Source organism: Arthrobacter sp. Soil764 (assembly GCF_001428075.1).
Lineage (GTDB): Bacteria > Actinomycetota > Actinomycetes > Actinomycetales > Micrococcaceae > Arthrobacter.
In genome coordinates, this window is the sequence record NZ_LMSI01000003.1 from 21,223 (window position 1) to 34,906 (window position 13,684).

Sequence of the window (13,684 nt, forward strand, 5' to 3'; positions counted from 1 at the left end):
CTTCGACCAGTCGGCCGACTGTGTTCGAGTTTTGTGAAGACGCCCATGACCCGAGCGCACCAGGTTCTCCAGGGGAGTCCTCCCGACCAGGACCAGGCACTCCTTGACAAAGTCCACCCACACACCTTTGCGGGTGAGGCATTGGACGAGAGCACGGATGCGTCGTAGCCACTGCGCAAGGGAGTCGATCGGAAACCGTGCCGTCCCGCGTCGTTCATGCAGGTCCAATTGAGTGCCGGCACGTGGGACAGGGGGTCGTACGGGCAACCCATGACAAGATGTGCTGAGCGCATCTGCGACATGGAAGTCTGCGCTTGGGGAAAGGGGGCTGCATGCGCGAAGCATGGAGATTACTTAGGGCGAACCATCAGCAGCTAGTTGAGGACATTGCCAACGGCAAGAGATTCGTTTGGCTCGGGTCTGGGATATCGCGGGACCAGGTACCAGACCTTGTAAAGCTGATTGCGCGTGTGCTGCTTTTCTTGCGAGACCGAGCGGCATCCGGAGAGCTGGACGCTGGCAGTCATCGCGAGGCTTTGTTGGAAATCCTCGATGAACATCTGTCGGGAGAGCGTGCGCGATATGAAGCCGACCCCGAACATTGGGAACCAACAGACCTGGAGGGGCTCCGCGACCAATATAGTCGTGTGCTTGGTGTTGGTGTCGCCGGAAAACCGAGCGATTATCTGCTCATAGACGGTGCGGGCCTGGCGAAGCTGTATGGAGACCCATGCCTCGAGCCTGGACCGACCCACAAGATACTCGCCATGCTAATTTCCGAGGGCGTCGTGACCTCTCTCGCTTCTGGAAACTGGGACGGACTAGTGGAGAGAGCCCTCGCAGATATCTCTGCGGCCGACACGCTCCTCGATGTCTATGTAGATGTCAATGACCCCAGAGATGCTCACGGTCACGCCGAGATTGCAAAGTTTCACGGATGTGCGGTTCGCACGCTGAAGAATTCAGAGCGATACCGCGACAAGATCATCGCCACCGCGGCTCAGATCACAAAGTTGCACGGCGACCCCTCCTATGCCCACATGAGAGATCACCTGCGCGATCGGACTACACGAAAACGCTCGCTCGTGCTTGGACTTTCGGTACAGGACAGCGATCTGCTCACCGTATTCCAAGCTGCTGCAAACCGGAGCCCTTGGCCGTGGGAGGCCACTCATCCGGCCTACCTGTTCGCTGAACCGGCTGTGTTGTCCAGCCAGAGAGACGTACTTGAGGTGGCATACGGCGAGGATTTCGGGCGTGAACGCCAGGCCATCCTCCGTCAGTCAGCTCTCGGAGCGTATGCCGGACCAGTTGCGGCAGCCATCCTCATCGAGGTACTCGCATCGAAGCTTGCGGCAGCCCTGCACCGGCATCAGGACCTACCGGTCGATGTCTTGCCAAATCTCGAAAAGGGGATTCGTCGCTTGGTGTTGCGAATCATATTGGCGTTTGGGCGGAACGAAGAGTCACTGGCAGCGTTCCTTCTGGAGGGATATTCGGACTTCTTAAAGACCTATCTGGGGCCGACTAATGTTGGTGCGGCGAGGTACGTTCCCTTTGCGAGAGGTACCAAAAGCGATCTTTCAACGGATATCGGGATCCTGGCCATGGGCATAGACCGCCTCGCAGTGGCAGTCGGAATGATTGGACTGGGCGAGAAGACCGGTCGTTGGCGGGTCTCACTTCATAGTGAGGACAAGGGAAGCCGGATATTCGTTTCGCCCAAGCACGCAGCGAACGGGGCAACTCTAATAGTTGTACGAGGAGCCAGCGAGGCAATTGCAGCCATGGCTAGCGATGACTGGATTAGTGGCTCTGATGACATGGTTCTGCTGCAAATGGAAGTTGGCTTTGGGGCCTCGGTGCGTTCTCCAGGAGGACGAATCGGGCGTGGCCGAAGGGTGCAAACGCGTCGTGAGGTGGCGTGGAGTGAAATCTCCGATTCGGTTCCAGATATGGAGGACCTCATGGTTCGATTCGAGACTGGGGCTGGGCTTTGACCAGACCAATTCCCGGTGAAGGGCTGCGAGCTGAAGTACTTCGCTTGCTTGTCGATAACGGATACGTTGAAATGCGTTCTGAGGTCAAGATCGGCGATAATCAACTGGATGTCGCTAATCTATGGGAGAGTCCGGCAGAAAACATGGATCTGTCCCTGGTTGTTGATAGACCCGATTCACGAGAGTCTAGTCTCCGGCTTTATTGGCTTGTGCAGCGCCTCACGAGGGCCCTCGACTCAGCGAGCTCCCGCCGCACCGTGACTGTCATTCTAATAAGCGAGCCATCGCCCTATACGGGTCTAAGTGAGCTACTCGAGTTCGCTAGGGTGCTAGTCGTAGATGGCTCCTTGCCAACCGAACGCATGATCGGGCCTCTCCTGAGGCTCCGCTTACCTGCCACCGCTACTTCTCAGCTCGATGGCATCGCGGAAGTGGCCGCCGCGATTGGCAACAATCAGTCTGCACCCGAACTATTGAGACTCATCCGCGCCGCAGGCTCGGGTGCAAATATGGTAAGCGACCGCTACCGGGCCTGGATTGACGAGTCGTTTCTAAGCAGGGGAAAATTCGATGTCTGAACTACGGATGGCAGAGCTCGTCGTCGAGAACTTTCGGAGCATTTCTGGTCGGTGCGTTATACCGCTAGACGGTTCGATCACACTCGTTCATGGTGCAAACGGTGCAGGAAAGACCAGCCTTCTGAGTGCCATCGAACTGGCCGCTACTGGGCGAGTTGGTTTTCTAGAAGACCAGGGCGGAGACGCGCGTGCACTTCTTCGCAATAACGATTTTCAGCTAGGAAGCGTCCGACTCTCTCTCTCCGACCATAGCAATGCCCCCCGTGTCGGTTCCTTCGAGCTGAACGGTGACCATGTTGTTGGGAATGCGGCGCTGACGCTGGCAGAGCAGACCTATTTCCTAGAGCGGAGTTTTCTTCCCCAAACCGCTTTAGGACGGTTGCTTGAGACGTACACGGAGACCGGGAAGCAAGTAGACACTGCATTGGTCCGTTTCGTGAAGTCCCTCGTAGGCCTCGATGAGCTCGACGCCCTGATTGACGGGTTGCATGCCTCGGGGGACAAGAGGCGAAGCAAGAGGATAATTCACGCTTGGAGCCGCGGAGCCGATGAACTCGAAGCTTCTCGGCGGCGCCATGCCGAGGCAGCCGGGCAGTTAAAAGCTGCAACGGAACAATTCAACGATCACGTCAACCTGCTTCGGGAACTCGTCGGCGACCCAGCCTCGACCAACGTTGGTGACCTATTGCGAAAGTCGAACGAGCGTAGTAGAGGATCTGAGACCAGCCGTTCTGAGCTGGCCCGGTTAGAGGAATTGCAGGCCAATGTAGACGCTGTTGCCAGAATGAGGCAGCAAGTCGATTCTCCGCTTTCGGGCGGAAGCGATCTTCTCGAATCTGCTCGAGCAGAGGAGGCTCAGTTCGCATTTGAGGCCTGGAAATCAGAAATCGGGGACGCAACTCTTGCCAAGCTCAACCGGATTCGTGAAACTTCACTAGGTCTGCCAGCAGCGACAATCGGGAACTTGACGGAGGCCTACCAAGAAGCCTTGGAACGTGCTGCATTCGCCGATCACCAGTACGCAGGCGCAGTGGCGGCGGACTTGGAACGTGCCGCGAAAATAGATGCATTGGATAGGCGTATTCAAGAACTCGACCGAGAGATCTCTGCCGTGGAGTCACGGGCTCAAGCATTCGACGTATCCGCGGATGCGCGCGTGCTGATTGAGATTCTCCAAATGACCATTCCAATTGTGGACTCGGAACATTGTCCCGTCTGCGATCAGCAATTTTCTGGATCCGGTTCGCTCGCTGAGCACTACACTGACAAACTCGACCGGCTGAGTGCGAATTCGAGCCAACTCGTGGAGGCAGAACGGGAGCTGACAAAGCTGCGCGAGGAACGGCTGTCAAAGGTGCGCCAGGCCGTTCTTCAAAAGAGTCTTCCACAGCTTGCCGCAGGCGAGCCCATGGACGAAACGATCCGGAGCCTCAACCGATTGAGTGACTCCGTCGACGAGGGCAGCCGGCTGCGGCGCGACATCCAGACAACACAGGCCAAAATCGCCGAGATGAGCGCTTACGCGGCCCGGCGCGCCATCATGACAGATCGAGTGGCCGAGGTTGCCCAATCCCTTGGCCTCTCAACCAGAGGCCTCCCTGTCCCGGAACTGGAAGTGCACCTTGGGCGAGAAATCGCAACGCGTATACAACTAATTCGTTCCGGCGAGATTCAGCGAAATCGCGAACGCGATGCCCGCGAAAACATCGAGGATGCGCAACGCGAAGTAGCGCGGTGGGAACGCGTGTCGAGAGAAGCCGAGCAAGAGGTATCAGCGTTGCAGGCGCAGCTGACGACGGCCGAATCAAGAATGGCAAGTTCTCGCCAAGTCTTGCAAATAGCTGAGCGAACTCGCTCCAAACTGATAAATGAAGTCTTTGATCAGTCCTTGAATTCGTTATGGGCTCAACTCTTCGGTCGCTTCGCCCCGTCAGAGCGATTCACCCCTCGCTTCGTAAAACAGACGGAGTCCAGCCGGTCAGTTGATGTACGTTTGGAGACTGAACTCCCCGGAGGACAAGTTTCGGGGAGTCCCGGGGCCATGCTCAGCTATGGCAACACCAACTCAGCAGCGCTGTCATTGTTTATGGCCTTGCACCTGTCCGCACCAAGTGAGCTGCGGTGGCTAATCTTCGATGACCCGGTGCAGTCAATGGACGACATACATGTGGCAAACTTTGCGGCCATAATTCGCCAACTCGCTTTCGTACACCAACGCCAAGTGGTGATTGCTATTCACCAACCAGAATTGTTCGACTACCTCTCTCTGGCACTCGCACCGAGCGATGGGACCCACTCTCTGGTACGTGTCACGCTCGACAGGGGAGCCGGGACAACTCTTGCACACATCGATCGCGTTGAGTACGTAGAAGAGCCGCTGCTTCATGGAGCGACGTAGCCCTCCGCCTTCCTGAATCGGCACAAACTGACAGGATCAACTTTCAACCCCGCCAGTGCCGTCCGCCGGGCTAAGCTCTTGTGCCTGCCGGACTGCGGGGAAACCGCAAAGGATAAGGGCCGGAATCAACCCTTTTCAGCCTCTCCCCGCCTCTTTCAAAGAGCCGATAACCGACGTTCTGTGAAGGCTGGGGGAGTGGGGAACGCTTGAGTTCATTTTGCGGCCGGGACGGTTTCACGGCGGCTCCGTACCGCCGTCGCAGGCTGACCTTCTCTAACATTGTGTAGGCGATTCCGGCGGCGGCCGAAGGCCGTGGAAGTGGCGAAACTCCGGCCAAATAGCGGTTGGCCGAAGTTCCACGGACAACTTTGAAGGGTGAACCTTGGGGTTATCTGGAAACGCGAGAGGGAGGGGGCTTACTTCAACGCCGCGTGGCGGAGGTACTGGTACACCGTTTCCCGGCTGATTCCGTAATCGCGAGCAAGGACGACCTTTGGGATGCCGCTGCCGGCGCGTTGGACCAGCTCTGCTGCCCGTTCCGGTGTCAGGGTCTTCTTCCGTCCTTTGTAAGCGCCGCGCTGTTTGGCCAGGGCGATGCCCTCGCGCTGGCGTTCCCTGATCAGGGAACGTTCGAATTCGGCGAAGGCACCCATGACGGAAAGCATGAGGTTGGCCATGGGAGAGTCCTCGCCGGTGAAGACGAGCTGCTCCTTGAGGAACTCCACCCGGACCCCTCGTCTGGTGAGCCCCTGGACGAGGGCTCGCAGGTCATCGAGGTTGCGGGCGAGCCGGTCCATGCTGTGCACGACCACAGTGTCCCCGTCGCGCACGAACCGCAGCAGCTCAGTCAGCTCCGGCCTTGCGGTGTCCCGGCCGGAGGCCTTGTCCGTGAAAGCCCGGTCCAGGATCTGACCCTCGAGCTGGCGCAGCTCATTTTGATCCATTGTGCTCACCCGTACGTAGCCAATGCGCTGACCGTTCACGGCGGCCTCCAATCCTCGCGGTGTGAGAACGAGTGTCAGCCCCGCCACTGCGGAGGTCAAGACACCCCCAAACAGAGGTCTGTCCGGAATTGCCGGACGACCGGGTCTGACGGGGTTACTCATGTCCGTCAGGGGGAACAACCCGACCCTGGTGTACGTTGCTGTCTGGTCGGGAAAGGCCCGGTCAAAGAGTGAAATGAGTACTGCCTACAGTGGCTACCGATTACGACGAAGTCCGTTCCGACGTTAAGGAATCCCAGGACCGCTCGCTGGAGGCGCTGAAGTCCGCCAGCGCTCCTGATGCCCGCAGCGTCGTCACCGAGCTGGACGAAGCCGACGCCCTCGACGAAGGGCTGACCCCCGGTGGTGAAATTGTCTCCGAGGAACTCATCGTCCAGGTCGTCCCGCAGGGCAAGGACGAGTTCACTTGTTCATCCTGTTTCCTGGTCCGGCACAGGTCCCAGCTCGCCCGCGAGACCAACGGCCAGTCCTACTGCATCGCGTGCGAAGGCTGACGACCAAGCGGCGCTTGCCGGCAGCTAAGAGTGACCCGGGAATGACGTCCTTGCAGCCGAGGCGGGGGAGCGGCTGCCAGCTACTCGGGTGGACGGAGCTAAAGCCGGGAGCGGATCTATCGCTTTCCGTATTTACGGTGTGCGGCCTGTTTGCTCACGCCCAGGCACAGGGCAATGGCTTCCCAAGAAAGACCGGCCTGCCGGGCCTTTCTGACCAGGGACGCTTCGGTGCGACCGACTTCCTTCTGCAGCTCAGCAACGGCCTGAAGGGCTTCAGCCGGTCCTTTGCCGTCCATGGATGCAATCAGTATTTTCATTCGTTCCACCTCCACGCCGTCAACATTAGTTGACGATGGGGGTGGTCAACATTCGTTGACAAGGATCGGACCCCCAGGGCCGGATCGCGACCGTGGCGAAGTGCGCGCGGCGGGACCGAGAGCTCGGCACCACTTCCGCTCAAGGCAAGCTAGACCCTTGCGCCGGCAAGCGCCCCTGCGGAAGACTCGGGGAACGCGTGCTGGATTTGATGAAAATTTGGAGCGGGAACACCACGGAAAGGCGCAGGCGACGATGCCTCGCGCCTGCTGGCGGCAATGACGCAGACAGCATGGTCCCGCAGACCGAAAGGATCGCAATGGCAGGAATGTTCGAACTGTTTATCGACGCAGAATCAGCCTTCAGGTTCCGGCTGACCGCCCCGGACGGCACCGTGATGGCCGTGTCCAGAGCCTTCACCACCAAGAGCGACGCCGTCGCAGGCATCGCCGCCGTCCGCGAGTACGCCGGCATGGGCCTGATCACCGACTCCTGTAGGACCCTGCACGATATCGAACATCGAGCCCACGATGACCCGCCTGCTCCAACCGACTCCCAGCGGGTTCCAAAGATCGACTTCCACGGGCGGGCCAGGGCTGTCCGCCGGGCCGTGTCCGGCCCGCGCTGGGCCGGGGCCATACACAACCTTTCGTAAGCTTGAGGGAGGGCCTTCCGCCCCCTTCTGACCAGCAGCTTGACATAAGGTAAACTATCGGCTCTTAAGCATTGATGAGAGTCAGCTTCGTCATTCGGCCTCGTGTCCCAAAATGCGAAGAAGATCAAGGGTGGTCATCCTCAGCTCCTCATACGCGTGCTGGTAAAAGAGTGGCGTCATGTGGACCAGGGGAGTGCTGTCGACCTCTCGGATCAGCTGCAGGGCCTCCTCAATAACCTCCCCATCGTTCCGGGAATCTGGTTCAGGTCTCGAATGCGATCCACCTGAACGAGCCGTCAAGGCACCTACCCCTACTTCTTCGTCATCCTGTACCGCTCGATCTGCCGCAGCCGCCGCAGGAGGCTGTCCCGCCGCGGATGGGGGACGGCGTCGGGCTCCTCCGCGGTGAGGTCGATGTGCTTGGTGCCGTACTGCCAGAGGAGGAGGTCGTCCAGGAGCCGGTCCGGGCCGGGGGAGTAGCGGTGGTCCAGGGCCTTGCGGACCTCGGTGATGCGGTTGGCGCTGAGCAAACCGGCCAGTTGCATGGTCTGGTTCATCCCGTGCGCGGCGAGGAGTTCGGCGGCCCAGCCCCAGTCGTCGTCCACCTTGCGGTCCACGTGCGGGAGGAGTGTGCGCCATACGTCCCGGATCCGGTTGGGCGTGAGCGGTGCGGCCCCCTCGCCGTCCACATCCCAGAAGCTCCGGACTTCCTCATACCGTTCGTGCAGGTCAGCGAAAGCCGTCTCCACGGTTTCCAGCATGGCCGCGGTAGCCGTGAACTGCCGGTCGAAGTGGGGGGTCCAGGCCCGCGGGTCTTCAGCCTTGAACCGGATGTCATGCTCGATCTCGCTCCACGCGTGGGCAAAGATAGTGCGGATCTGGCACTCGAAAAAGTAGCTGCCGTTGGGCTGCAGGTCCGGGTTGAAGACCTGCTGGTACTCCTTGACGGCCTCGTTCTGGATGGTGCGCAGGATCAGGTGCCGGCTCGAATACCCATACGTGCCGGACTCGATGGACCCGATGTCCTTCTCCCGGTCGCCTCGGCAGTCAAACAGCTGCCGCTGGCGCTTGATGATGTTGGCCACCGCGGCGTTCTCGGCCGGTAGCTTGGTAATCACCCGGATGCCCACCATGTCATTGAGGGTGCGGAACGGGTCCGGGAACTTCAGCAGCCGGCGGCCGCCTGGCTCCAGCGGCTCCTCGGTGCGGGAGATCTTTTCCTTGAACGACTCCACCGTCTTGGTGCGGCCGGTGACAAAGAGCGGCGTCACCTCGCTGTCCTTGAGCATGTCCCGCAGAACCAGCAGAACGTCCCGGGTAACCAGCTTCAGGGCAGGCCGGACGCGCTCATAGATCTCCACGTTGTGCTGCACCGACTCACGCAGCGGCTCGTCCAGGCTTTCCCAGTTACTCGGCATGGTCCCAGCTTACGGCGGGGGTCCGACAGCCAGCCGTTTTGTTGCCCCTACGTTGAGGCCGCAGATGTGGACCCGCGCACCACCAGGGAGCTCTCCAGGATGAGTTCCTCCTGCTCCAGCGGCTGCCCCTCCATCAGGCGCCGGAGCTGCTCCCCGGCCTTGAGTCCCAGCTGCGCCGCGGGCAGGTGCACGCTGGTCAGGCCCGGGCTGCTGGTGGCGGAGTAGGGCAAGTCGTCGAAGCCGGCAACGGCCAGTTCCGCCGGAATCCGGACCCCTTCCACGCGGGCTTCCTGCAGCACGCCGTAGGCGTGGGTGTCAGTGGCGCAGACGACGGCGGTCACCCCCTGCCGCTGCCAGTCCGGCCAGGCTGCGGCAAAGGCCGCCGCCGCTTCGCCGACGTCGATGGTGGTGGCGGGGACGTGCTCCGGGTCCACCGTCATGCCCCTGGCCGCAGCCTCGGCCAGGAACGCCTCGCGCCGGATGGCGAAGGTTTCGGTTCCGGTCACGCTGTCCAGGTAGGCCACGCGCCGGTGGCCCCCGTCGGCCAGGTGTGCGGCCAACGCCCGGGCGCCCTGTGCGACGTCAAGGTTCACGGCCGGAGCGGCCGATTCGAGGCCGGGGGCGTCCAGCAGGACCAGGGGGCCTGCAATGGAGAGATCGGCCAGGAAGCCGGCGTTCGGGGCGTCAACCAGAAGCCCCGCCGGGCGCAGGGACATCAGCTTCCGCACGTCGTCGGCCTTGGGGAACTCGCCCGAATCCGTGACGGACAGCAGCAGCTGGTAGCTGGGTCCCAGGGCCTCCCGCACCCCGCCGATCACCTTGGCGAAGAACGGGTTGGAGATGTCAGGAGCCACCAGGATCACAATGGAGCTGACGCCCTTGGCCAGCGAGCTGCCGATGCCGTCCACCACGTACCCCAGTTCGGCGATGGCCTCCTGCACCCGGGAAATATTGTCCTCGGACACGCGGCCCGCCGTCTTGCCGTTGGCCACCAGGGACACCGTGGCCACGGAGACTCCGGCCCGGGCCGCGACCATGGCTGCCGTCACCCGCCGGGGCCGCGCCCGCTGCTGCACCTGTTCCCCGGAATCCATACTTTGATCCTAGTCGCAGCGGCGAACGCACCAGCAGCCGCAGGACATCAAGCGTTTGACGTGCGACAACGCAAACGCAACGTTAAGCGTTTGACGTAACCCCCAAAACCCTGCCATGATCACTCCCGGAATACTGAATTCCTGCCCCGGCAGGCCCCAATGACGTGGAGAACCATCGTGGAACCAAATCCCCAAGCGAACCAGACAGGGCCCAGGAAGATCATCCTGGACTGCGACCCCGGCCACGATGACGCCGTGGCCCTGCTGCTGGCACACGGCAACCCGGACATCGAACTGCTGGCCGTCACCACCGTGGTGGGCAACCAGACACTCGAAAAAGTCACCCGCAACGCCCTGGCCGTCGGCACCATCGCCGGCATCACCGGCGTCCCCTTTGCCGCCGGCTGCCCGCGCCCCCTGGTCCGCAGCATCGAAACCGCACCGGACATCCACGGCGAGTCCGGCATGGACGGCCCCGCGCTCCCCGAGTCCACCATCGAACTGGACCCGCGCCACGCCGTCGACCTCATCATCGACACCGTCATGGCCCACGAACCCGGCACCGTCACCCTGGTGCCCACCGCCGGCCTGACCAACATCGCTCTGGCCGCCCGCAAGGAACCCCGGATCGTGGAACGCGTCAAGGAAGTGGTCCTCATGGGCGGCGGCTACCACGTGGGCAACTGGAGCGCCGTGGCGGAGTTCAATATCATCATCGACCCCGAGGCCGCGCACATCGTCTTCAATGAAAAGTGGCCAGTGGTCATGGTGGGCCTGGACCTCACCCACCAGGCGCTCGCCACCCCGGACGTCGTGGAAGAGATCGCGGCGATCGGCACCAAGCCCGCCAAGTTCGTTACCGAGCTGATGGATTTCTTCGCCCACACCTACAAGGACGCGCAGGGCTTCGACCACCCGCCGGTCCACGATCCCTGCGCCGTGGCCTACGTGATCGATCCCAGCATCGTCAGCACCCGCAAAGTGCCCGTCAACATTGAGCTGCAGGGCGCCCTCACCCTCGGCATGACGGTTGCGGACTTCCGCGCCCCCGCCCCGGCCGACTGCCACACCAGCGTGGCCGTGGACCTGGACCACGCACGGTTCTGGGACCTGGTCACCGACGCGCTGGAACGCATCGGCGAGCCAACCAGCAAAACCAACGCGGACGACGCCGGCACGCACCAAGGCGCGGCCCCCACCCCAGGCAACGCGTCCGACGTCGTACGCCCGGAAAGTGCCCACCTCACCGCCGGAGGGGTCAAGTAGATGACCACCGCAACCATGACCGAGGCCAAGACCGGCCGCGGCAACATCGCCGCCCTCATGACCGCCCTGCTGGCAGCCTGCGTGGCGTTCCAGCTCAACGCCTCCATGCTCAGCCCCGCCCTGGTGACCATGGGCCAGGAACTCAAGACCGACCAGGCCGTCATCGGCCTCTCCCAGACCTGGTTCTTCACCGCCGCCGCCCTCTTCTCACTCTTCCTGCCCCGCCTCAGCGACATCGTGGGCCGCAAGAAGGTCCTGGTGGGCATGATGCTGCTCATGGCCGTGGGGTCCGTGATCGCAGCCTTGGCCCCGGACGTCACCTGGCTTTTCGTGGGCCGCATCATCCAGGGCGTCAGCGGACCCACCGTGCCGCTCTGCCTGATCATGCTCCGCTCGGCCGTCAGCAACCCGCGCAAGTACGGAACGCTGATGGGCCTGATCACCGCGGTCAACGGCGGCGTGGCCGGCGTCGACTCCTTCGTGGGCGGCTACTTCGCGGAGCACTTCGGTTTCCGCAGCATCTTCTGGCTCATGGTGGTCCTGGCCGTTGCCGCCACCGCCCTCATCATGTTCCTCGCCTCCGAAAGCAAGCCCGCCGCCGGCACACGGATGGACTGGCTGGGCGTGTTCTTCATCGTGGTGGCCGTCGGCGCCCTGCTGACCGCGCTCAATGAAGCCGCCAAGCTGGTGGGCGGCTTCTCCGCCGCAACACTGATGCTGAGCCTGGCGCTGGTACTGGTTGCCGCCGTCGCGTTCTTTGCCTTCTGGCGGACCGAACAGCGGGCCGCGCAGCCCATGGTGGAAACCCTGCACCTGCGCCAACGCTCCACCTGGGCGCCGCTGCTGACCACCACACTGACCATGACCGGCATCTTCGCCGTCATCAACGGGATCGTCCCCGCCTACGTCCAGGCCGCCAGCCCCGGGTTCGGCGTGGGTCCCACCGAGATGTCGCTGATCATCCTCACCCCGTACGCGCTGCTGGGCTGGCTGGTGGGCCCCATCTCCGGGAGGCTGGCGCCGGTGCTCGGCTACACCAAGGTGCTGCGGATCGGCCTCCTGGGCAGCATCGCCGCGCTCGCGCTGATTGCGTTCCTGGGCCTGAACAGCCTGCCGCTGATGATCGCCGGAACGGTCTTGCTGGGCATCATGTACGCCGGTACGGTCAACATCATGCTCAACGGACTCGGCGTTGTCCTCTCGCCCGCCGGCAACCCCGGCTTCCTGCCCGGCATGAACGCCGGTGCGTTCAACCTGGGCGCGGGCCTCAGCTTCCTGATCCTGCCCGCCGTGCTGGTGGCGACGGCGGCACTTGGCGACGCGAAGGCCTCCTACCTGACCGTCGTGGTGGTCGGCCTGGCACTGACCGTGGCGGCGTTGGCCGCGTCGCTGCTCATCCCCAAACCGGTTGAGGCCGAGGTGGCCCCGGCTGAGGCGGCCCCAGCTGAGGTGGCCCGGTGAGTGCCGCGGCTGGGAACACCGGCCGGATCGTCGTCGTCGGATCCCTCAACGCCGACCTCACCATCTACTGCGAACGGCTCCCGCAGCCCGGCGAAACCGTCCAGGGCAACGGGTTCGCCGTGAACCCCGGCGGCAAGAGCGCCAACCAGGCCGTCGCTGCCGGCCGTTTGGGCGGGCACGTCAGCCTGGTGGGCGCCGTGGGGAAGGACGCCAACGGAGCCATGCTGGAGGCCTCGGTGGCCGGCGCCGGCGTGGATGTCGGGCACGTGCGGACCTCGGGTGAGCCCACCGGCGTGGCCGTCATCGCCGTGGACGCCCGCGGTGAGAACAACATCATCATCTCCGCCGGGGCCAACGGCACCCTGTCCCCGGACGACGTTGCGGACGCCGCGGACGTACTGGACGGAGCCGCCGTCGTGAGCCTCTGCCTTGAGGTCAGTATGGACACCGTGCTGGCCGCCGCCCAGGCAGGGCACGACGCCGGCGCCACAGTTTTGCTGAATCTCTCGCCGTACGCGGAGATCCCGTCAGCCCTGGCCGGGCTGGCAGACGTCCTGCTGGTCAACGCCCACGAGGCCGCGCTGTTCCTTGGAGTTGCCGTGCCGGAGGCCGGTGCGGCTGCCGACGAATGGGACGCGGTGCGTGAGCGGTTTGCTGCCCGCGGGATCCAGCAGGTCCTGGTGACGCTGGGATCGCAAGGGTCCGTGGTGCTGGACTCGCTGGCGTCTTCCGGCTCCCGCGTGACGATCGTTCAACCCACCCAGGTGCACGCGGTGGACACCACCGGCGCCGGGGACGCGTTCACGGGAGCGGTGGCCGTCCGGCTGGCGGCAGGCGATGCGCTCGCCGACGCTGCCGCCTTCGCCTCCGTTGCCGCGGCCCTGGCAACCACCCGCAAAGGCACGCAGGCAGCGTACCCGGACACGGCCGACGTCGAACGCCGCCTCCGGACCTCCTGACCCCCAATAACCGGCACCCGACTCAATAAACCCCCATCGATT

General features: G+C 62.8%; 11 protein-coding genes. 7 read left to right on the forward strand and 4 right to left on the reverse strand.

All coding sequences use genetic code 11. The features are described from left to right. Positions 1–332: 332 nt before the first annotated feature. The gene (locus ASG86_RS03575; protein ID WP_082566656.1) at positions 333–2,000 is read left to right on the forward strand and encodes an SIR2 family protein; all 1,668 of its coding nucleotides are present in this window, start codon (positions 333–335) and stop codon (positions 1,998–2,000) included. 570 nt (positions 2,001–2,570) lie between these two features. Beyond that, positions 2,571–4,976 carry an AAA family ATPase gene (locus tag ASG86_RS03585; RefSeq protein WP_082566657.1) on the forward strand — a complete coding sequence of 802 codons (2,406 nt, stop codon included), beginning with the start codon at positions 2,571–2,573 and terminating at the stop codon, positions 4,974–4,976. A 416-nt stretch (positions 4,977–5,392) separates the two neighbouring features. Here the strand turns inward: ASG86_RS03585 and ASG86_RS03590 are convergent, their stop codons facing one another. Next, entirely contained in the window at positions 5,393–5,959 is a 567-nt protein-coding gene (locus tag ASG86_RS03590) for a recombinase family protein (RefSeq protein WP_056330377.1), read from the reverse strand. Positions 5,960–6,171: 212 nt separating this feature from the next. Here ASG86_RS03590 and ASG86_RS03595 point away from each other — a divergent pair, with 212 nt between their 5' ends. Further along, positions 6,172–6,474: a DUF4193 domain-containing protein gene (locus ASG86_RS03595; protein WP_056330380.1), complete on the forward strand. Its 303-nt coding sequence runs from the start codon at positions 6,172–6,174 to the stop codon at positions 6,472–6,474. 116 nt (positions 6,475–6,590) lie between these two features. Here ASG86_RS03595 and ASG86_RS03600 read toward each other — a convergent pair whose 3' ends face one another. Further along, on the reverse strand, positions 6,591–6,791 hold the full coding sequence (locus ASG86_RS03600) for a hypothetical protein (protein WP_056330383.1): 201 nt from the start codon (positions 6,789–6,791) through the stop codon (positions 6,591–6,593). Positions 6,792–7,108: 317 nt separating this feature from the next. Between ASG86_RS03600 and ASG86_RS03605 the strand changes: the two genes are divergently transcribed. Beyond that, positions 7,109–7,444 (forward strand): YegP family protein, encoded by a 336-nt coding sequence (locus ASG86_RS03605; protein WP_056330688.1) that lies wholly within the window; start codon positions 7,109–7,111, stop codon positions 7,442–7,444. A 311-nt stretch (positions 7,445–7,755) separates the two neighbouring features. Here ASG86_RS03605 and ASG86_RS03615 read toward each other — a convergent pair whose 3' ends face one another. Together ASG86_RS03615 and ASG86_RS03620 are read right to left on the reverse strand one after the other, a co-directional pair. Continuing rightward, entirely contained in the window at positions 7,756–8,862 is a 1,107-nt protein-coding gene (locus tag ASG86_RS03615; protein ID WP_056330389.1) for a GTP pyrophosphokinase, read from the reverse strand. Between the two features lie 47 nt (positions 8,863–8,909). Then, entirely contained in the window at positions 8,910–9,899 is a 990-nt protein-coding gene (locus ASG86_RS03620; RefSeq protein WP_442854286.1) for a LacI family DNA-binding transcriptional regulator, read from the reverse strand. Positions 9,900–10,115: 216 nt separating this feature from the next. Here ASG86_RS03620 and uriH point away from each other — a divergent pair, with 216 nt between their 5' ends. The 3 genes from uriH to ASG86_RS03635 are packed head-to-tail and all read left to right on the forward strand — an operon-like array spanning position 10,116 to position 13,642. Beyond that, positions 10,116–11,222: a uridine-preferring nucleoside hydrolase UriH gene (gene uriH, locus ASG86_RS03625; RefSeq protein ID WP_056330395.1), complete on the forward strand. Its 1,107-nt coding sequence runs from the start codon at positions 10,116–10,118 to the stop codon at positions 11,220–11,222. Next, entirely contained in the window at positions 11,223–12,683 is a 1,461-nt protein-coding gene (uriT, locus tag ASG86_RS03630; RefSeq protein ID WP_056330396.1) for a uridine transporter UriT, read from the forward strand. Further along, positions 12,680–13,642 carry a ribokinase gene (locus ASG86_RS03635; RefSeq protein WP_056330399.1) on the forward strand — a complete coding sequence of 321 codons (963 nt, stop codon included), beginning with the start codon at positions 12,680–12,682 and terminating at the stop codon, positions 13,640–13,642. The genes uriT and ASG86_RS03635 overlap by 4 nt, the downstream gene beginning before the upstream one ends. Positions 13,643–13,684: the final 42 nt, after the last annotated feature.

What these genes read in the sequence shown, in the direction of transcription:
- ASG86_RS03575 (WP_082566656.1), top strand. Translation starts at nt 333, where the DNA reads ATGCGCGAAGCATGGAGATTACTTAGGGCGAACCATCAGCAGCTAGTT.
- ASG86_RS03585 (WP_082566657.1), top strand. Translation starts at nt 2,571, where the DNA reads ATGTCTGAACTACGGATGGCAGAGCTCGTCGTCGAGAACTTTCGGAGC.
- ASG86_RS03600 (WP_056330383.1), bottom strand. Translation starts at nt 6,791, where the DNA reads ATGAAAATACTGATTGCATCCATGGACGGCAAAGGACCGGCTGAAGCC.
- ASG86_RS03605 (WP_056330688.1), top strand. Translation starts at nt 7,109, where the DNA reads ATGGCAGGAATGTTCGAACTGTTTATCGACGCAGAATCAGCCTTCAGG.
- ASG86_RS03615 (WP_056330389.1), bottom strand. Translation starts at nt 8,862, where the DNA reads ATGCCGAGTAACTGGGAAAGCCTGGACGAGCCGCTGCGTGAGTCGGTG.
- ASG86_RS03620 (WP_442854286.1), bottom strand. Translation starts at nt 9,899, where the DNA reads ATGGTCGCGGCCCGGGCCGGAGTCTCCGTGGCCACGGTGTCCCTGGTG.
- uriH (WP_056330395.1), top strand. Translation starts at nt 10,116, where the DNA reads ATGACGTGGAGAACCATCGTGGAACCAAATCCCCAAGCGAACCAGACA.
- uriT (WP_056330396.1), top strand. Translation starts at nt 11,223, where the DNA reads ATGACCACCGCAACCATGACCGAGGCCAAGACCGGCCGCGGCAACATC.